The 18762-nt window shown below is 74.7% G+C and carries 16 protein-coding genes; 7 read left to right on the top strand and 9 right to left on the bottom strand.

Features of this window, described 5'->3' with window-relative positions:
- Positions 1-27: 27 nt before the first annotated feature.
- Complete coding sequence (locus RM555_RS15590) at positions 28-1671, bottom strand: AAA family ATPase (RefSeq protein WP_311412415.1); 1644 nt, start codon at positions 1669-1671, stop codon at positions 28-30.
- A 144-nt stretch (positions 1672-1815) separates the two neighbouring features.
- On the opposite strand from RM555_RS15590, the gene RM555_RS15585 reads away from it, so the two are divergent.
- Positions 1816-2748, top strand: coding sequence for a ParA family protein (locus RM555_RS15585; RefSeq protein ID WP_311412414.1), 933 nt, complete (start codon positions 1816-1818; stop codon positions 2746-2748).
- A complete protein-coding gene (locus RM555_RS15580; RefSeq protein ID WP_311412413.1) occupies positions 2745-3191 on the top strand; it encodes a Rho termination factor N-terminal domain-containing protein in 447 nt (148 codons plus the stop codon). Before RM555_RS15585 ends, RM555_RS15580 begins: the two co-directional genes overlap by 4 nt.
- A gap of 242 nt (positions 3192-3433) precedes the next feature.
- On the opposite strand, the gene RM555_RS15575 is transcribed toward RM555_RS15580, so the two are convergent.
- Positions 3434-5437, bottom strand: a complete 2004-nt coding sequence (locus RM555_RS15575) for an endo-1,4-beta-xylanase (RefSeq protein ID WP_311412412.1) — start codon at positions 5435-5437, stop codon at positions 3434-3436.
- A 288-nt stretch (positions 5438-5725) separates the two neighbouring features.
- On the opposite strand from RM555_RS15575, the gene RM555_RS15570 reads away from it, so the two are divergent.
- On the top strand, positions 5726-6265 hold the full coding sequence (locus RM555_RS15570) for a DUF1697 domain-containing protein (RefSeq protein WP_311412411.1): 540 nt from the start codon (positions 5726-5728) through the stop codon (positions 6263-6265).
- Positions 6266-6350: 85 nt separating this feature from the next.
- Here the strand turns inward: RM555_RS15570 and RM555_RS15565 are convergent, their stop codons facing one another.
- Together RM555_RS15565 and RM555_RS15560 are read right to left on the bottom strand one after the other, a co-directional pair.
- A complete protein-coding gene (locus RM555_RS15565) occupies positions 6351-7325 on the bottom strand; it encodes an MBL fold metallo-hydrolase (RefSeq protein WP_311412410.1) in 975 nt (324 codons plus the stop codon).
- 154 nt (positions 7326-7479) lie between these two features.
- Entirely contained in the window at positions 7480-8403 is a 924-nt protein-coding gene (locus tag RM555_RS15560; protein ID WP_311412409.1) for a serine hydrolase, read from the bottom strand.
- Positions 8404-8814: 411 nt separating this feature from the next.
- On the opposite strand from RM555_RS15560, the gene RM555_RS15555 reads away from it, so the two are divergent.
- From RM555_RS15555 to RM555_RS15540, 4 genes are all read left to right on the top strand, one after another.
- Positions 8815-9771: a LysR family transcriptional regulator gene (locus RM555_RS15555; protein WP_311412408.1), complete on the top strand. Its 957-nt coding sequence runs from the start codon at positions 8815-8817 to the stop codon at positions 9769-9771.
- A gap of 370 nt (positions 9772-10141) precedes the next feature.
- Positions 10142-10696, top strand: a complete 555-nt coding sequence (locus RM555_RS15550) for an NADPH-dependent FMN reductase (protein WP_311412407.1) — start codon at positions 10142-10144, stop codon at positions 10694-10696.
- Positions 10697-10725: 29 nt separating this feature from the next.
- Positions 10726-11736, top strand: coding sequence for an ATP-binding cassette domain-containing protein (locus RM555_RS15545; protein ID WP_311412406.1), 1011 nt, complete (start codon positions 10726-10728; stop codon positions 11734-11736).
- Complete coding sequence (locus RM555_RS15540) at positions 11733-12584, top strand: ABC transporter permease (protein WP_311412405.1); 852 nt, start codon at positions 11733-11735, stop codon at positions 12582-12584. Before RM555_RS15545 ends, RM555_RS15540 begins: the two co-directional genes overlap by 4 nt.
- 60 nt (positions 12585-12644) lie before the next feature.
- Here RM555_RS15540 and RM555_RS15535 read toward each other — a convergent pair whose 3' ends face one another.
- From RM555_RS15535 to RM555_RS15515, 5 genes are all read right to left on the bottom strand, one after another.
- Positions 12645-13952: a hypothetical protein gene (locus RM555_RS15535; protein ID WP_311412404.1), complete on the bottom strand. Its 1308-nt coding sequence runs from the start codon at positions 13950-13952 to the stop codon at positions 12645-12647.
- On the bottom strand, positions 13949-14473 hold the full coding sequence (locus RM555_RS15530; protein WP_132233744.1) for a SigE family RNA polymerase sigma factor: 525 nt from the start codon (positions 14471-14473) through the stop codon (positions 13949-13951). The genes RM555_RS15535 and RM555_RS15530 overlap by 4 nt, the downstream gene beginning before the upstream one ends.
- Before the next feature lie 94 nt (positions 14474-14567).
- Positions 14568-17966, bottom strand: coding sequence for an ATP-binding protein (locus RM555_RS15525; RefSeq protein ID WP_311412403.1), 3399 nt, complete (start codon positions 17964-17966; stop codon positions 14568-14570).
- Positions 17967-18094: 128 nt separating this feature from the next.
- A complete protein-coding gene (locus RM555_RS15520; RefSeq protein WP_225852145.1) occupies positions 18095-18496 on the bottom strand; it encodes a hypothetical protein in 402 nt (133 codons plus the stop codon).
- Positions 18493-18753, bottom strand: a complete 261-nt coding sequence (locus RM555_RS15515; protein WP_132233740.1) for a hypothetical protein — start codon at positions 18751-18753, stop codon at positions 18493-18495. The genes RM555_RS15520 and RM555_RS15515 overlap by 4 nt, the downstream gene beginning before the upstream one ends.
- Positions 18754-18762 lie beyond the last annotated feature (9 nt).

The raw sequence follows: 18762 nt of genomic DNA, 5'->3' as shown, positions 1-18762 counted from the left end.
CCCCCTCCCTCGGTGTCGACCCACAGACTAGAACTCGACCGCTCGCCCGCCCTGCCCCCGTTGCTGTCCCGGACCGCCGGGGCGGGAGCCGCCCGGGCCGGCGGGACGACCGCCGAGGTCCCAGTCCTCGGCGGCCGTGGCGGCGACGGCGCGGGCGTCGGCCCAGGAGCGCACGGCGTCGATGCGTTCCGCCTGGGTGACGCTGAGCGGCACCATGCTGACCAGGGCCCGGACCAGGTCGTCGCGGCGCAGCGGACGCCGTTCGGCGAAGGCGTCGAAGAGCCCGCCGACGACGGCCTGCTCGATCTCGGCCCCCGAGTAGCCCTCGCTGAGCCCGGCCAGCTCGCCGAGCAGGGCGTCGTCGGGCGTCAGGGCACCGGCGACGGCCGGGTTGCGCAGCCGCCGGGCGAGGTGGACCCGCCAGATCGACGCGCGCTCCGCGCGGGTCGGCAGGTCGACGAAGAAGATCTCGTCGAAGCGCCCCTTGCGGAGCAGTTCCGGGGGCAGCCGTTCGAAGTCGTTGGCGGTCGCGATGACGAAGACGGGCCGGGACTTCTCCTGCATCCAGGTCAGGAAGGAGCCGAAGACCCGGGCGGAGGTGCCGGAGTCGTTGGCCCCGCCGACGAAGCCCTTCTCGATCTCGTCGACCCACAGCACGCAGGGCGCGGTCGCCTCGGCGGTCCGGATGGCGGTGCGCATGTTCTGCTCACTCGACCCGACGAGCCCGGCGAAGACCCGGCCGACGTCCAGCCGCAGCAGCGGCAGGCCCCAGGCCGAGGCGACCGCCTTCGCGGTCAGCGACTTGCCGCAGCCGGGCACGCCGGTGATCAGGACGCCCCGGGGCGCGGGCAGCCCGTACGCCGCCGCCTCGGCCAGCCAGGAACCGTCCCGCTTGGCCAGCCACCGCTTCAGGTTCTCCAGCCCGCCGACGTCGGCGAGGTCGACCGGGGGGTCGACGAACTCCAGCAGCCCCGACTTGCGTACGGTCTGCCGCTTCTCCTCGTGCACGACCGCGAGGTCTCTGCCGTCGAGCACGCCGTCGTTGACCATGGCGCGGGCGAACGCGTTCTCCGCCTCGTGCAGGGTGAGCCCGAGGGCCGCCTTGGCGAGCCGTTCCCGGCCGAGGTCGTCCAGCGCGATCCGGATCCGGCCGCCGGCGGAGTTGGCGGCGATCATGCCGTCGAGCACCCGCCGGATCTCCGTCTCGGTGGGCAGCGGGAAGTCGACGATCGTCACGTCCTTCTCCAGCTCCACCGGGATGTGCAGCACCGGCGAGACCAGGACGAGGGTGCGCGGCACCGGGCCGGCCTTGAAGGCCGCCACCACGTCCCGCAGCCGGCGGACCACGCCGGGGGTGCCCGGCCGGTCGCTGCTGCCGTGCGCCGGGTGCAGATCCTTGAAGATCAGCACGCTGGGGTGGTCGAGGCGCAGCACCGCGGCCAGCGCGTCGTCCGGGTCGGTGGTGCCCTTGCGGGCGACGCCGTCGGGCTGCACGAGCCCCGTCGTCAGCGACCAGGTCCACACCGCCCGGGGCGTGCGGACGAGGGTGGCGTCCCGGGCGACGGCGCAAACCTCGGCGACCACCCGCTGTTCCTCGGACGACTCGACGTAGAGGACCGGGAAGCGCGCCTTGAGCATCTGCGACAGTGCGTCGCGGAACGGCACCACCACCGTCGCCCCCCTCCCACCCCCGACCCAAGAGCAGCGCAGACTCTAACAGCGGTGCCGGTGCAGGTACGTGTGAAGGCGGACCGCCGGAGCGGGTGTCGCGCCGCTTCACCCGCCCGCTACCGTTCCCGGTCTGGGGAGGTGCCGGTGTACGTCGTATCAGTTATCAACTACAAGGGCGGGGTCGGCAAGACCACCGTGACCGCCAACCTCGGTGCCGAGCTGGCCAACCGCGGGATGAAGGTGCTGCTCATCGACCTCGATCCGCAGGCCAGCCTCACCTTCGGCTTCTACGATCCCGACGACTGGCGGGACCGGCTGCGCGACGGCCGGACGGTGAAGCGCTGGTACGACGGCCTGCGCGGGGACACCCCCGCGACGACCCTGGGCGAGCTGGTCGTCTCCCCCGGCCCGGCCAACGCGCGGCTCAGCGGCGCCGGCCGCCTCGACCTGATCGCGTCCCACCTCCAGCTCGTCGACATCGACCTGGCGCTGGCCCGGGCGGTGGCCGACGGCGACGAGTACGACGCCGAGCTGTTCCGGGTGCGCGGCTCCCTGGCCGAAGGGCTGCACGACGACGCGCTCGGCGGCTACGACATGGTGCTGATCGACTGCCCGCCGAACTTCAACGTGGTCACCCAGTCGGCCATCATCGCCAGCGACCACCTGCTCATCCCGGCGAAGGCCGACTACCTGTCCACGCTGGGCATCGACTACCTGCACGGCAACGTCCGGGAACTGGTCGACCAGTACAACGCCGACGCCCGCCGGTTCGCCACCACCCGCCGGCACCACAAGGTGGCCCCCGACGTGGCCGGCGTGGTGTTCACGATGATCCAGCTCATGGCGCAGCGGCCGATCGCCGCCCACCAGGGCTACATGGACCAGGTCCGGGCGCTCGGCCTGCCGGTCTTCCCCACCCCGCTGCGGGAGAACGTCACCGTGTTCGCCACGAACACCCCGCGCGGCGTGCCTGTGGTGCTCCGCGACCGGATCGCCACCCCGGCGGTCCGCGACGAGCTGCGCCGGCTCGCCACCGAGTTCCTCGACCACCTCCAGCCCGAGCGGACCGGGGCGTGACCGACCCGACCCGCGACGTCGCCTCTCTGGTGACCGCGCTGCTCCGGGGGCTGCCCGCCGCCGACCTCGCCGCCCTGGCGGAGGGGCGGGCCCGGCTCGCGGTGGTACCGGTCGACCCGGCCCCACCGCCCGCCGGAACCACCCCCGCCGGGCACCCGGCCGCCGCGTCCACCGGCCGGGGCGGGGCCCCCGCGCGCCCGTCGGCCCGGCGGGCGGCGTCCGCGCCGGACCCGGTGGCGGCCCGGGCCGCGCTGGCGTCCATGTCCCGCCGCGACGACGGTACGGCGTACCTCTCCGGCTGGACCGCCCGCGACCTGCGGGTGCTCGCCGCGAGCCTGGAGTTGCGCGGCGTCGCCGGGCTGCGGAAGGCGGACCTGGTCGCCCGCATCGTCGACCGCACCATCGGCTTCCGCCTCGCCTCCGCCGCCATCCGCCGGCTCTGACGGCGGACCGGAGCGGACGGCGTCGCCGGCATCCGCGGGATCCCGGCCCGGCTCCGCCGCGCCGTCCGGGCACCGGGCACGGCGATGGCCGGACCTGCCCGGCCCGGCCATCGCCCACCGTCCCCCCGCTGACGCCTCGGGTACGGCCCTTCCATCAGACACGGTGACCATTGCGCTGGTACGGCGGCTGGCCACCGACCGGAGGCGGGCAGGTCGGGTGGCGGCACGACGGGCCTGGTGGGTCAGCCGGTCGTGCAGGCCAGTCCGTCGAGGGTGAAGCCGACCGGGCGGTCGTTGCTCGTGGACCAACCGGCGAGGAAGCCCAACTCGACCGTCCCGCCGGCGGGCAGGGCGGAGTTCCAGGACGTGGGGGTGACCGACACGTCCGCGCCGTCCTGCCGGACCGTGCCGTTCCAGAGTTGGCTGATCCGCTGCCCGTCCGGGAACCGCCAGCGCACCGTCCAGCCGTCGTGCGCCCGCCCGCCCGTGTTGGTGATCCTGACGCTCGCCTGGAAGCCGTCCGGCCACTGGTTGGAGACTGTGTACGTCGCCCGGCAGGCGTCCGGCCCCGTGGTCGGCGTGACCGTCGGCGAAACGGTCGGGCTGACGGTCGGCGAGACCGTCGGGCTGACCGTCGGCGTCGGGGTCGGGTTGATCCGGGTCGGGTCGACGATCCCCCAGTACGCCGGCTTGGCCTGGAGCTCCGTGTCGAACAGCAGCGGCGCGTCCTTGCGGGCCACCGGGAAGGTGTCGAGCCAGGTGTCGTCGTCCGCCAGCCCCCACAGGGTCACCGAGGTCAGCTCGTCGGCGTAGCGGCGGTAGAGGGCGAACAGGTCCCGGTAGCGGTACGCCTGGGTCAGCAGCCGGTCGGCCGGCGGGGTGGGGAAGGACTCGTTGTTGTTGACGTAGATGCTGACGTCCATCTCGGTGACCTGCTGCTCCACCCCGAGCGGGACGAACGCCTGGAGCATCGCCTCGGTCTCGGCGATCGAGGGCCACTGGACGTTGACGTGCATCTGGTGCCCGACGCCGTCGATCGGCACCCCTTCGGCGCGCAGCTGGCTCACCAGGTCGCGCAGCTTGTCGCGCTTGGCCGGCACGTTGGTGTTGTAGTCGTTGATGTAGAGCTTGGCCGTCGGCGCGACCTCCCGGGCCACCCGGAACGCGGTGCGCAGGTAGTCCAGCCCGCTGATCTCGTGCCAGCGGCTGCGCCGCAGCCCGTCGGACTGGTTCTCGTCGATCACCTCGTTGGCGACGTCCCACACCCCGATCGCGTCGCCGTAGCGGCCGACGACCGCGCGGATGTGCGCCTCCAGCCGGGACAGCAGCAGGGCCTTGTCGGCCGGGTCCGAGGTCAGCGGGGTGCCGTCGGTGTCGGTGAAGACCCAGGCGGGAGTCTGCTGGTGCCAGACGAGGGTGTGTCCGCGTACCGCCAGGTCGTTGTCGGTGGCGAAGCCGACCTGCGCGTCGGCGTCGGCCCACCGGAAGGTGCCCTCGGCCGGCTGGGTGGCGTCCCACTTGAGCGCGTTGCCCGGGGTCACCGTGTCGAAGTGCCGGCGCAGCAGGGTGGCCTGGTCGCCGATGATCTGCCGGTTGCCGATCGCCGCCCCGATCGGGAAGTCGGCGGCCAGCACCTCACGCAGGGCCGGGATGTCGGTCTGCACCGGCTTGGTCGGCTGGTACGCCATGGTGAAGTCGTCGATGTGCAGGTCGGCGGTGCCGCTGGCGGTCTCCACGTACGCCGACAGCCCGTCGACGTCGTGGGCGAGCACGTACGTGCCGGTGAGCCGGACCCAGGCGTCGGCGGTGACGGCGGTGTCGCCCACCACCTGGTCGTAGGCGGAGGTGCCGCCGGAGTCGCGTTGCACGCTGAGCCGGACCTGGCAGGGCGACTGGCCGGCGGCGAGCCGCACCCACACCGTCAGCGTGTAGCGGGTGCCCTTGACCATCTCGTCGAGCAGGTCGAGGGCGGGGCCCTGCCAACTCGCGGTGCGGCCGGAGGCGAGCAGGCTGCGGGTACCGCCGTGGGCGACGGCGGTGCTGACCGCGACGGTCTCCCCGGCCCGGGGCCGGAAGCCCTGGGTGGTGCCGTCCTCGAAGGTGGCGTCGAGCACCACGACGGGGTCGGCGGCGCGGGCGGGCGGGCTGGTCAGTGGAACGGCGGCGGCCACGGCGACGGTGGCGAGGCAGGCCAGGGCCAACAGCCCCGGCAGAAGGCGGTGACGGCGCGTCCAGGGAGCGCGCATGGCGGTGTCCTTCCGGTACGGATGGGTGCGCGCGGACCGCTGGGCGAGGTTCTCGCGGAGGCGGTCGCACGCCGGTCGACCGGCATGAGCCCGCATGCCGGTGTCCGTGGTCCCGCTCCGCTCGCGGCACCCGTTGCCGGGGGCCGCTGTCGAGAACCGATGGTACGGATCACGGACCCGGCACTCCAGCGCGATGTGCGGAGCATCGGGCCCGCCCCGGCGACGACGGCCGCGACCGACGTCGACCACGCCCTAGGCTGGCCCGTACCGGCGGGTCGAGGAGGTCGTGTGGACAGGTGGGTCGCGTTGCTGCGCGGGGTCAACGTCGGCGGCGCGAAGGTCGCCATGGCCGACCTGCGCCGGCTGGTCACCGGCCTCGGCCACCAGGACGTGCAGACGTACCTGCAGAGCGGGAACGTGGTCTTCGGCAGCACGGTGCGCGACGCCGACGCGCTGGCCCGGGGCATCGAGCGGGCCATCGCCGACGAGCTGGGGCTGACGGTGCCGGTGCTGGTGCGCAGCGGTCGGGAACTGGCGGCGGTGGCCGGCGGCAACCCGTACGCCGGGCGGGAGGACGACCCCACGCGGCTGCTGGTGGTCTTCCTCGCGACCGCGCCCGACCCGGCCGCCGTGGCCGCCCTGACCGTGCCCGACGGCGAGAACCTGGCGTTCTCGGTCGCCGGTCGCGAGGTCTACCTGCACTATCCCGACGGCGGCTACGGCCGGTCGAGGTTCACCAACAACCACCTGGAGAAGAAGCTCGGCGTGGTGGCGACCACCCGCAACTGGCGCTCGGTGCGGGCACTGGCCGGGATGTCGACGGGCTGAGCCCTCTGCGCCCGGTCCCGCGTCGGCGGCCGGCCGGGGCGCGACGACGGGCCGGGGCTGCTGCCCGCGGCCCGCCGCGCGTTGCTCAGAAGTGGTACGCGGTGTGGTACTCCGGCACGATCACCCGGCTGCGCGGGGAGACCCGGCGGATGGCGGCGAGGAACGCATCCAGCCGCTCGCGGTCCGTCGGCGCCATGGGCACGGGGTTGCGCAGCTCGGTCTCGAAGTTGTCGAAGTGCACCGGCACCACGACCTTCGGCCGGTCCAGCGCGTCAAGCAGCCGTTCCGCGTAGTCGGCGGTGACCGTGGTGCTCGGCAGCGCCAGCATGGCCACGTCGGGGGCCAGCCCGGTCAGGTTCCGCTCGGCGAAGTCGCTGGCGCCCATGAAGAAGACCGACGGGCCGCCGGGCACCCGCAGCTGGTACGCGAGGGTGTCGCCCTCGGGCAGGTCGGCGATGGTCTCCGGCTTCGCCGGCTGGCTGACCCGTACGCCGGGGAAGGCCATCGAGTACGACTTGTTGCGGCTGTGCAGGGAGCTGACCACCTCCACGGTGTACGCGCCGAAGTCCAGCACCTCCCCGCCGCGCACCGGGCTGAGCTGCCCCGACGGCAGTCCGTACGCCAGCCCGAGGTGGTAGGCGGTCAGCGTGCCGAAGACCCGGGCGCCGGTGCGGCCGGCGATGTGCGGCACGTCCATGTAGTGGTCCCAGTGGGTGTGCGTGACGAGCACCGTCTCGGCCCGGTCCACCAGGGAGTCCACGACGTCGGTGCGGACCTCCAGCTTCCTGGTCTGGTCAAAGGCGCCCCTGAACAGCCCCGTGTCGATCCGGCTGAGGAAGGGGTCGACCAGGACGGTCCGGTCGCCGACATCGATGCGCCAGGCGGACGTACCCCACCAGCGGAAGCTGACCGGGCCGCTGCGACGGCCGGCCGGTGCGGCGGCGACCGGCGCGGCGTGTGCCGGGCCGGTCAGGGCGGCGCCGGCGAGCCCGCCGGCGGATACCAGCGCGGTGCTGGCGGCGGCGTCGCGGAGGAAGCGACGGCGGTCGATGTTGGGCATGCGGAACTCTCCCCGTCGTGGTGCTGATCGGTCGGTGCCGAGCCAATCAGCTCGGCCCGGGCCCGGTCCAAGATCCTCGGCCGACACGATCGATACCCGCCGGCATATCGGGCCAGCTCAGCCGGGTCGGCGGCAGCACCTCGCGCCCGAAAGATCAGCCGGCACGCAGGGCCTCGACGGCCGTCCGGGCCGCCTCCCCCATCGCCAGGTCCACGTCGATGCGGCGGGTGGCGAGCTGCGTGGCGCGGACGAAGACGGCGACGGCGTACCGCCCGCCGTCGGGGTACTCGGCCACGCCCGCCTCCAGGTGCAGGCCCGGCAGGGTGCCGGTCTTGCCGGCCACCCGCACGCCCGGCGGGAAACCGGCGGCCAGCCGGGTCCAGAAGAGCTGCCGCGCCATCCAGCCCCGGACCATCGCGCACGCCTCGGGCGGGCCCGCCTCGTCGCGCCAGATGAGGCCGAGCAGTTGGGTGATCTCCCGGGCGGTGCTCGACGTGGTGTGCGCGGGATCGAACATCCGCATCGCGCGGACCCGCTCGGGCGGCAGGGTGGGAAAGATCCGGGCGAAGTCCGCCTCCGTACGCGCGCCGACGTCGGCGAGCATCGTCTCGACCAGCTGCCGGGGGCCGCCGACGATCCGGGTACGCGCCAGCCCCAGCTCGGCGGCGAGCATCGGCAGCACGTCCGCCCCGACCCGGCGCAGCAGCAGGTCGGCGGCGGTGTTGTCGCTGACCGACATGGCGAAGTAGGCCAGGTCCCGCAGCGACACCTCGGCGTCGTCGGCGCAGCCGGCGATCCCCCACCCGCCGAGCCGGTCGTCGGCGGTGACGAGGACCCGTTCCCGGGGGTCGAGCTGGCCGGCGACGGCCTGCCGGGCGAACTCCAGCACCAGCAGCACCTTGAAGATCGAGGCGATCACCACCTGTTCGTCCGCCCGGACCGCCACCTCCCGCCGGCCGCCCGGCTCCCCCGTACCGGCACCGCCGTCGACCGCGTCGAGGTCGACGACGTGCAGACAGCCGGTGACCCCGGCCCGCTCGAAGATCTCCACGATCCGCTCCGCCACCACACTGCGCACGGTAGCCGCTCCCCCGTCCCCGCCGACGCTCGACGCCCGACGCCCGACGCCCGACGCCCGGCGCCCGACGCCCGACGCCCGACGCCCGACGCCCGGCGCCCGGCGCCCGACGCCCGACGCCCGGCGCTCGGCGCTCGGCGCTCGGCGCTCGGCGCTCGGCGCTCGGCGCTCGGCGCTCGGCGCTCGGCGCTCGGCGCTCGGCGCTCGGCGCTCGGCGCTCGGCGCTCGGCGCTCGGCAGATCTTGGTAGAAAAGTGCCCCCCGAGGGGCGCTTCGGTACCAAGATCTCGCCGCGTCGCGGTTGCGGTCGCGGACGCGGACGGTGGACGCGGACGGTGGACGCGGTCGCGGTCGCGGTTGCGGACGTGTTCGCGGTTGCGGGCGCGGGCGGGCGCTGGCGTAGGGTCCGGCCGTGGACCTGCTCCGGCACCTACGGCACTTCGTGGTGGTCGCCGACGAGCTGCACTTCGGGCGGGCGGCCGAGCGGCTCGGCATGGCCCAGCCGCCGCTGAGCCAGTCGGTGCAGCGCCTGGAGCGGGAGTTGGCGGTCGAGCTGTTCGACCGGTCCCGGCGGCAGGTGCGGCTGACCACCGCCGGCCAGTTGCTCCTCGGCGAGGCCGAGGAACTGCTGGCCGGTGAGGGCCGGCTGCGCAACCTGATGCGGCAGGTGCGCGACGGGGTGTCGGGGGTGCTCCGGGCGGGGGTGCCGCCGGAGACACCCGCCGTGACCCTGCGCGAGCTGCTCGACCGGCTGGTCGAGCGCGCCCCCGGGCTCGACGTGGACCTGCACGAGCTCACCAGCGGCGAGCAGGAGCGGATGCTCAGCGAGGGGCGGCTGGACGTCGGTCTACTGCACCATCCCGTCACCGACGACGGGCTGCGCCTCGGCGCCGCCGTCGACGTACCGCTGGGGGTGCTGTTGCCGCGCGCCTCGGCGCTGGCCCGGGGACGGGAGGTCGAGCTGGCGGCGCTGGCCGGGCTGGACCTGGTGACCGCGCCCCGGGCCACCGCGCCCGGCTGGCACGACCACCTGCTGGAGGTCTGCCGCCGGCACGGGTTCACGCCGGGGCGGGTCCGCCCGGCGCGAAACCCGGAGTTCCTCTTCGGGTTGGTGCTGGCGGGCGGCGGGGTCGCCGTCGAGCCGGCGGCGACGGCGCGCCGGGAGCCCCGGATCGCCTGGCGGCCGGTCGCCGGGTCGCCGCTGGTCCGGCGCACCTCGGCGGCCTGGCCGCGCCGGGCCGCGCACCCGGCCGCGCCGATGTTCGGGCAGCTCGCGGCGGAGGTGCTGGCCGACGGGTCGGAGCCCCCGGCGCCGCCGCCCGGGCCGGCGCCCCGCCCCTGGCCGGTGCTCTTCGACGAGCCGGCCTGACCACCGGTATGGCGGCCGCCCTGATCCCACCCGCCGGGACCGGCCGAACCGACAGAGGTCGACCACCCCGCTGCGGATCGAGGAGAACTTCCGGATCTTCGACTTCGCGCTGGACGACGCGACGATGGAGCGGATCACCGGGCTGGACCGGGGCGAGGCCGGCCGGCCGGGACCGAACCCGGACACCTTCGACTACATCCCGGCCTGACGCCTCCCCGCCGGCGCGCCCTGTCACCCCGCCGGACCGCCCCTCCCCTGGCGCCCGGGGCAGCACCCGCCGCCGGCATCGCGCCCCGCCAGTTCAGATCTGGCGGGGCGCTGGCCGCCGTCTCGCGCCCGACGGGTGGAACCGGAGCCGGGAGGGGGAGCCATGACGCCACTGCGCCTCGCCGTGATCATCGGCAGCACCCGGGAGGGACGGGCGGGCGACCGGATCGGCCGCTGGTTCGTCGACCGGGCGCGGCGGCGCGACGAGGTGGCGGTGACGGTCGTCGACCTCGCCGACCACGACCTCCCCCCGAGCTGCCCGGCTGAGCCGACTCCCGCGATCGACTCGTTCGTCGCGCAGGTCGGGCGGGCGGAGGCGTTCGTCGTGGTCACTCCCGAGTACAACCACAGCTTCCCGGGCTCGTTGAAACAGGCGATCGACCACGCGTACGACGAGTGGCAGGCCAAACCGGTCGGCTTCGTGTCGTACGGGTGCGGTTCCATCGGCCTGCACGCGGTCGAGCAGCTCCGGACGGTCTTCACCGCACTGCACGCGGTCACGATGCGCGACGTCGTCGGTGTCGACCTGCTCGACGGCGCGCCGTCACCCCCGACGGCCGACCGGTGCGAGCGGGCAGCCGACGTCCTGCTCGACCAGCTCCACTGGTGGGGCCTGGCCCTGCGCGAGGGCCGCGCCGCGCGCCCGTACGTCTCCTGAACGTGTGACACATGAGGAAGGTAGGGAGCATGACACGCACCACCGGCCTGGCCATCGAGGCCGAGGGCCTGACGCGGTCGTTCGGGGACACCCGGGCGCTCGCCGGCATGGATCTCCAGGTCCCCGCCGGCACCGTCTACGGGCTGCTCGGCCCGAACGGCGCCGGCAAGACCACGGCGGTACGGGTGCTGGCGACGCTGCTGCGCCCCGACGGCGGACGGGCCCGCGTCTTCGGGCACGACGTCGTCACCGAGGCCAATACCGTGCGCGCCCGGATGAGCCTGACCGGCCAGTACGCCTCCGTGGACGAGGACCTGACGGGGCTGGAGAACCTGATGCTCCTCGCCCGCCTGCTCGGGCACCGCAAGCCGGCCGCCCGGGAACGGGCGGAGGGCATGCTCGCCGCGTTCGGCCTGACCGACGCGGCCGACCGGCAGGTCAAGAAGTACTCGGGCGGCATGCGGCGGCGCATCGACATCGCGGCGAGCATCCTCAACACCCCCGACCTGCTGTTCCTCGACGAGCCGACGACGGGACTGGACCCGCGCAGCCGCAACCAGGTGTGGGAGATCGTCCGGGCCGTCGTGGCACACGGCACGACGGTGCTGCTGACCACGCAGTACCTGGACGAGGCCGACCAGCTCGCCGGCCGCATCGCGGTGGTGGACCACGGCCGGGTGATCGCGGAGGGCACCCCGGGCGAGCTGAAGTCCTCGGTCGGCTCCGGCACCGTCCACCTGCGGCTGCGCGACCCCGGGCGGCGGCCGGAGGCGGAGAGGCTGCTCCAGGCGGCCCTCGGCGTGCCGGTGCAGCTCGCACCCGACCCGGTCGCGCTGACCGCGCGGGTCGGCGGCGCCGGCAGCGACCTCGACGCCAGCGAGCAGGCGGCCCGCGCGCTCGGGGACCTGGCGCGCGCCGGCATCGTCGTCGACGACTTCTCCCTCGGTCAGCCGAGCCTGGACGAGGTCTTCCTGGCCTTGACCGACCACCCCGCCGTCGCGGCCGACGAGCGGGACGACCAGCTGGAGGCAGCCCGATGACCAACGCCACCACGACCGGGCGGGCCCCGTCCGTCTACGTACCCTCGACGGAGGCGCTCTCCACCGTCCTCGCGCCCGGTGCGCGACCGCCCAGGCCCGGCGCGCTGTCGGCGTCGCTGACGTTCGGCTGGCGCGCGCTGCTGAAGATCAAGCACGTGCCGGAGCAGCTCTTCGACGTGACGGCGTTCCCGATCATCATGGTGCTGATGTTCACGTACCTGTTCGGTGGCGCCCTCGCCGACAGCCCGCGCGACTACCTCCAGTTCTTCCTGCCCGGGATCATGGTGACGAGCGTCGTGATGATCACCATGTACACCGGCGTCGGGCTGAACACCGACATCGAGAAGGGCGTCTTCGACCGGTTCCGGACGCTGTCGGTCTGGCGGCCCGCCCCGCTGGTCGGCATGATCTTCGGCGACGTGCTGCGGTACGTGCTGGCGGCCGTGGTCATCCTCGGCGTCGGGCTGGTGCTGGGGTTCCGGCCCGACGGCGGGCTGCCCGGCGTGCTGGCCGGGATCGGCCTGCTGGTGGCCTTCTCGTTCGCGTTCTCCTGGGTCTGGACGTTCTTCGGGCTCGTCCTCCGCAGCGAGAAGTCCGTGATGGGCGCGAGCATGATGGTGCTGTTCCCGCTGACGTTCCTCAGCAACGTGTTCGTCGAGCCCGCGACGATGCCCGGCTGGCTCCAGGCGTTCGTCAAGGTCAACCCGATCACGCAGCTGGTGGCCTCGGTACGCGCCGTCATGTCGGGAACCTCGGACGCGTCGGCGATCATGTGGACGCTGCTCTGGACCGCCGGCTTCCTGGTGGTCTTCGGCACGCTGACCATGTACCGCTACAACCGCCGCTGATCCTGCCGACGACGGGCACCGCCACGGAGGTGGTGGTGCCCGTCGTCGTGCGGCGGCCGGCTAGGAGTCGACCCGGACGGTGCTGGCCGTGCCGCCGGTAGCGGTGACGCGTACCTCGGTGGCGTCGGCGGGTAGCAGCGCCGCGCCGCGCCCGGCGTCGTGCCACTCCCCCGCGCCGACCCGGTAGCTCAGCGCCGCGCCCTCGGCGGCGACGAGGACACCCTGCCCGTCGGGCAGCCGCAGCCGTACCGGCAGCGGCGCGTTCCAGTCGATGAATCCGCTGGCCACCGGCTGGAAGGGCGCGCCGGCGTGGGCGAGCAGGGCGATCGCGCGGGTGGGATCGTCGTCGTACTGGTGGCTCTCGAGCAGCAGCTGCCGGCCATCGGGGGTCGCCCCGTAGACGACCAGGTGGGGAGATTCCCCTTCCCGGTGCATGCCGCCGGGATCGACGTAGGCGGCGAGCGCTTCCGTTCCGTAGACGTTCCTGCCGACCTGCGCGGCGGGGCTGTCGCCCCACACCCGTTCCGCGCCGGGCAGCGTGTAGGTGACCGACCGCTGTGGGCTGGCCTGCCGGTCGGGCAAGAGGATGTCGTGCGCGTTGGCGATGTGGACGGCGGTCGTCGCGCTGACCGGCTTCCTGACCAGGGCGACGGTCACCCTGTCGCGCTGCGGCGGCACCGACAGCACAGCGGCCCCGTCCCGGAACTTCACCCGCTGGAAGGTGCGCTCGATCCGGCCGTCGGCCGCGTACCGGAACGTCGGCGAGAACTCCACCGGCTTCCCGGCGTCGAGCACGACCAGCACGTCGCGTCGCGGCCCGAGCAGCGCGGCCTGCCAGCTGCCGTAGCTGCCGGCATCGGTCACGGTCTCCCGCGTCATGACCCGCGGCCCGTCGGCGGTGGGCTCGACGAACGCGGCATAGCCGATCATCCGCTCACCGGCCGGCTCCCACACCTCGCCGGTGGCAGTGGCCCGCTGCGCGACGTAGGCGGCGGGCCCGGCCGGCGTGTTTCCCGCCCAGACCACGTGCGGATCGCCTTCGACATCGGAGCCGGTGTCCCCCGCCCCGTCCCGCCACGCCTGCCGGACCTGCCGCAGATACCTGCCGTCGCCAGCCAGATCACCGCGGGTAGGTCCGTCGAACAGCGGCGAGGCGACCTCCGCCACGGCCCCGCCGTCCGCGAGGTGGAGCGCACCGCCGACGGGCACCGCCACCACGACCGCGCACACGGCGGCCAGGACGGCGCGACGGCGCCGCAACCGGCGACGCCCACCCCGTCGTACGTCGTCGAGCAGGGTCGGCGGGCCGACGAGGTCATCGGTCACCCGACGCAGGACGCCCCGCACGTCACGCTCTTGGATGGTCATCGCGCACTCCCGGTGTGGGTCGGGGCGGACAGGACGAGGCTCGACCCGGCAAGCGCCACCCGGAGGTGGGCGAGGCCCCGGGAGGCGTGGCTCTTCACGGTGCCCTCGGAGCAGCGCAGCGCCCCGGCGACCTCGGCGACCGACAGGTCCTCCAGGTAGCGCAGCACGACGGCGGCGCGCTGCCGGGGCGGCAGGGTACGCAGCGCCGCGACGACCGCCTGGCGCAGCGCGATGTCGTCGGCGTGGTCCCGGGCGACCCCGTCGTTGTCGCCCAACGCCTGCTCCGGCCGCCGGGACCGCCACCGCCACCGGTTGATCGACCGGTTCACCAGGGCCCGCCGGGCGTACGCCTCCGGGGAGGTGCGCAACCGACGCCAACGCACGTACATCTGCTCCAGTACCTCCTGGAGCAGGTCCTCGGCCGCGTGCCGGTCGCCGGTCAACAGGTAGGCCACCCGCAACAGCGCCACCGACCGGGTACGGACGAAGTCGTCGAACTCCGTGGCATGCGCCTCTCGCATCTGGCCCCTCCCGGGTCTCTCAGTCAGCAAGACACCGCGGGAGGCTGCGGGGTTTACCGGCCCTCGCCGACGACGAGCGACCGGCGCCCGGGGGCTAGAGGCGCCAGGGCAGCGGCTCGGGCGGGAGGTAGCGGCAGGTGCTGCCCGTGGAGACGGTGTCGCGCAGGTGGGCGGCGAGGCCCGGGTGGCGCTGGTCGAGCTTGCGCAGCGCGTCCCGGATGCGGGCGGTGACCGTCTTGCGGGCCCGCTCGGCCTCGTCGCCCAGGCGTCGGCTGCGGCCGGCCAGCCCGGCGGCGGCGCGCAGCTCGGCGAGCAGGGCGCCGCGCTCGGCGTCGAGGTCGGCCAACCTCCGCTCGTCGCCGCGTTCGGCGGCCCGGTCGATCTCGTCGTCGAGCCGTTCCAGGTGCCGCCGGTAGCGGGCCTTGGCCTCGTCGTCGAGGACCGGGTCGCCGCCCATCCGGCGGGCCGCGACGAGTTCCGGCCCGGCGGCCGGGTCGAGCAACTCGACCGCCGGGACGTCGACGCCCGGGCGGCTGAGCAGCACGTGCAGGTCGCGCAGCCCCTTCGCGTCGGGCAGGTGCACCACCACGCCGGCGTAGGCGAGCTGCCAGACCGGCCCGTCGCGGCGGAACCCGTACGCCTGGCGCTCCACGGCGGACGGGTGCGGCCCGGCGGCGACCGCCGGCACGGCGGCCGACCCGGTCCCCACCGCCTGCGGGCCGGCGGTGACGGCCCGCGCCGGAGTCGGGCCGGCGATCGGAGCGACGGCCGACGCCGGGCGCGAACCGGCGACCGCGGCGACGACCCCCGGCCGGCCGGCGGGCGACGCCTCGGCCCCCGTCCACGGTGCGCCTACCAGGCGGCGGGCCGTCCGGTGCATGCCGAGGTCGTCGGCGTCGCGGGCGGTGGTGGCGCGCAGCGCGGCGGCGGACGCCGCGTCGCCGGGACGGTCCCGCCCGGTCAGCGCGTCGGCCAAGGCGGCGCGGGCCAAGACCGACCACGGGCGGGCACCCAGCCGGTCGGCGGAGGCGCGGGCGGCGGAGAAGCCGGCCACCGCGTCGTCCCAGCGTTCCTGCGCGGCGTCGACGACCGCCAGCCAGTGGTCGACGGGGCCGCTGAGGTCGCAGCCGAACAACGCCGACATCCACTGCCCGCGGTGCGGTCGCAGCGCGTCGCGGGCCTCGGCGCAGCGCCGGGGGTCGCGACTGACGGCGGCGACGCCGGCGCGCAGCCGCAGCCACAGCGGCGACACCGATCCCGGGTACGTCGTGCCGGCGGACTCGATGCCGGCGACCACCCGTTGGGCCGTCTCGGCGTCGCCGCGCTCGGCCGCGGTGATGCCCCGGACGAGTTCCGGATGGGGGTAGCCGGTCGAGGGCAGCTCGTCGAGCAGGGCGTCGACCTCGTCGGCCCGGCCCTGCAGGTGCAGCCGCGACCAGCGCAGGTGGTGGCCCATGAAGGCGAAGTCGGAGTGCTTCCACTCGGTGAGGGCGGTCAGCTCGCCGACCAGTTCGTCGGACCGGGCGAAGTCGCCACGGAAGGCCGCGATGATGGCGTCGTCCATCGTGGCGGCGGCCCGGTGCCGGGCGTCGCCCTGACGGGCGCCGGTGACGAAGGTGGCGAGTTCGTCCTGGTAGCGGGGGTCGCCCAGCTCCAGCAGGGCGACCCAGCGCAGCGCGGTCGCCCAGCGCGTCGTTTCCAGGTCGCCACCGCGGCGCGCCACGTCCCGGATCTCGGCGGTGATCGCGGCCCGGTCGCGGGCCGAGCCCAGCCCCCAGGTGGTGTCGTGGCGGGCCCACAGGCTGAAGGTGAGCGCCTCGTCGTCGTGTCCCCGCCGGGCCAGGGATTCCGTGGCGGCGATCAGGTCGGTGACCATCGTGCCGACCGGGACGGTGCCCGCGGACCCGCCGATCAGCCGCCGGTACGCCTCCCGCAGCACGTCCTCCGGATCGGCGAGCTGCCCGGGACCGTCGGCATGGCGGCGGTGGACGACGAGGGCGACCCGGGCCAGCACCACCGGATCGTCGGCCGCCACGGCCAGCGTGGTGGCCTCGGCGAGCAGCCGCCGGGCCTCGTCGCCCGCGCCCGAGTGGTGCAGCAGCTCGCCCAGCTCGATCATGATCCTCACGCGCCGGGCCGGGTCGTCGGCGACGTCGAGCGCCCGGCGGAAGTGGACCACCGACTCGTCGATGGCCAGCCGGCCGGCCGCGGCGCGGGCCGCGGCGACCAGCAGTTCGGCGGCGCGGGACGGGTCGAGGTGGGTGCCGGCGAGGTGGGCGTGCCGGGCCAGGTCGGCGGGGATCAGCCGCTCGGCGAGCGTCGGCGCGCCGTCGACGGCCCGGACGACCGCCGCGTGCCGGGAGCGCCGGTCGTCGTCGGGCAGCGCGTCGTAGAGGGTCTCCCGCACGAGGTCGTGGACGAAGGCGAACCGGCCGCCGCCACGGGACACCACGAGCCGGGCGGTCACCGCCCGGTCGAGCAGCCGGTCGGCCTGCGCCGCCGGGGTGCCCGCGCAGGCGGCGAGGACCGGACGGTGGAACTCCCGGCCCAGCACGGCGGCGACGGTGAGCGCCTCGACGACCGCCGCCGGCAACTGGGCGAGGCGGCCCCGCACCGCCTCCCGTACGCCCGGGGGGATCGTGCCGATCCGGCCGTCGGCACGCCAGATCCGGGCGGTCTGCTCCACGAAGAACGGGTTGCCGCCGGTGCGCCGGTGCACCTCGTCGAGGAGGTCGGCGTCGGGCGCCCGGCCGGCCGCCCGGGTCATCAGCGCGGCCACCTCGTCGCGGGACAGGCCGGTGAGGGTGAGCGTGGTCGCCTTCGCCACCAGCGGCATCAGCAGCCCGCGCAGCGGGTGCTCGGGTGACTCGACCTCGGCGTCGCGGTAGGTGCCGATCAGCAGCAGCCGCTCGAACCAGGTGTGCTGGGCGACGAAGCGCAGCAGCCGCATCGAGGCGGGATCGGCCCAGTGCAGGTCGTCGAGCACGACCACGACCGGCCGGCGCTGGGACACCGCGACCAGCGCGGTGGTCACCGCGTCGTGCAGCGCGAACTCCTCCTGCTCGACGCGGTCGTCACCGCTCCGACGGCCGGCCGCCTCGCCGGCCGCGCCGTCGACCGCGCCGGCGACGCCGTCGACCGCCCCGGCGGTGCCACCGGCCGCCTCGCCGAGCAGCGCCGCCAGGGCCGGCTCGGCCGACTCCCGGGCCAACGCCCAGTCGTCGGTCGAGCGGCGCAGGCCGCGCAGCACCTGCACCCAGGGCCAGTAGCCGGGGGCACTGTCGGAATCCCAGCAGGCCGCGCCGAGCACCAGCGCGCCTCGTCGGCGGGCCTCGCCGGCCGCCGCCGTGACCAGCGTCGTCTTGCCGATGCCGGGCTCCCCGGCGACGAGGACCAGACCGCCGTGGCTGGTGGTCACCCGGTCGATCTCGGCGCGCAGCAGACCCGCGGGATGCTCCCGCCCGATGACGTCCCCGTCGTACCGCGGATCCATGACGCCCAGACCGTAGCGGAACGGTGGGACATCGCGAGCCCTTTACGCGCGGCGACGCCGCCGCCCGGCCTGTGTGCGCGGGTCCGCCCGGCGGGCGGTCGCCCACGAGCAGTCGGGCGGTCGGGTGCTCAGCGGGCGTCGGTGACCACGTGGGAGCAGGCGGCGCAGGCGGCCCGGCCCTGCTCCGCGTACCACCGGCAGGTCCGGCGGATCGCGCAGCGCGGCAGGTCGTCCTCCGCCGGACCGGCGACCTCCTGGAACGACGCCGCCACCCGTTCGCCGAGGCCGCAGTGCGCGCCGGTCCAGAAGCCGCACTTCGACGTGACGCACGGGCCGGCCAGCCGGTACCGGGACTCGACCGGGGTGTCCGTGCCGGCCTGGGCGAGGGCGACCTCGGCGGGGAGCGGGGGCGTCACGTAGGCGACCCGCCCCGCCGGAGTGATCATGCCGAGGAACACCGTGGCGTTGGCCGCGGGGGTGCTCGGGCACATCCGCTCCGGCGGGTCCGGCCGGTGGGCGGTGTCCGTCACCGCTGCATCCAGAAGCCGATGTCGTTGATCTTCTGGCCCAGCTCCTCGGCGAACGGGCCGTCGATGACCCACAGGCCGTACCACTCGGGGCGGAGCTTGATGTTGGCGTGCCCGACGGCGAGCGGGTTGGTCAGCCTCTTGCCGGCGGTGGAGAGGGCGTTGAGGCCGGCCTTCTGGATCTCGCTCGCGATCAGGCTCTGCTGTTCGACGGTCAGGTCGACGCCGTCGACGACGAAACGGAACTCGCTGCGTGCCATGTCCTACCT

It is taken from the genome of Micromonospora reichwaldensis (genome assembly GCF_031845925.1).
Classification (GTDB): Bacteria; Actinomycetota; Actinomycetes; order Mycobacteriales; family Micromonosporaceae; genus Micromonospora; species Micromonospora reichwaldensis.
This window is presented reverse-complemented; position numbering and strand designations above follow the sequence as displayed.

Excerpts from the sequence above, each read along its gene's own strand:
- RM555_RS15575 (WP_311412412.1), bottom strand. The coding sequence starts at position 5,437 with ATGCGCGCTCCCTGGACGCGCCGTCACCGCCTTCTGCCGGGGCTGTTG.
- RM555_RS15565 (WP_311412410.1), bottom strand. The coding sequence starts at position 7,325 with ATGCCCAACATCGACCGCCGTCGCTTCCTCCGCGACGCCGCCGCCAGC.
- RM555_RS15550 (WP_311412407.1), top strand. The coding sequence starts at position 10,142 with ATGACGCCACTGCGCCTCGCCGTGATCATCGGCAGCACCCGGGAGGGA.
- RM555_RS15545 (WP_311412406.1), top strand. The coding sequence starts at position 10,726 with ATGACACGCACCACCGGCCTGGCCATCGAGGCCGAGGGCCTGACGCGG.
- RM555_RS15540 (WP_311412405.1), top strand. The coding sequence starts at position 11,733 with ATGACCAACGCCACCACGACCGGGCGGGCCCCGTCCGTCTACGTACCC.
- RM555_RS15535 (WP_311412404.1), bottom strand. The coding sequence starts at position 13,952 with ATGACCATCCAAGAGCGTGACGTGCGGGGCGTCCTGCGTCGGGTGACC.
- RM555_RS15530 (WP_132233744.1), bottom strand. The coding sequence starts at position 14,473 with ATGCGAGAGGCGCATGCCACGGAGTTCGACGACTTCGTCCGTACCCGG.
- RM555_RS15525 (WP_311412403.1), bottom strand. The coding sequence starts at position 17,966 with ATGGATCCGCGGTACGACGGGGACGTCATCGGGCGGGAGCATCCCGCG.
- RM555_RS15515 (WP_132233740.1), bottom strand. The coding sequence starts at position 18,753 with ATGGCACGCAGCGAGTTCCGTTTCGTCGTCGACGGCGTCGACCTGACC.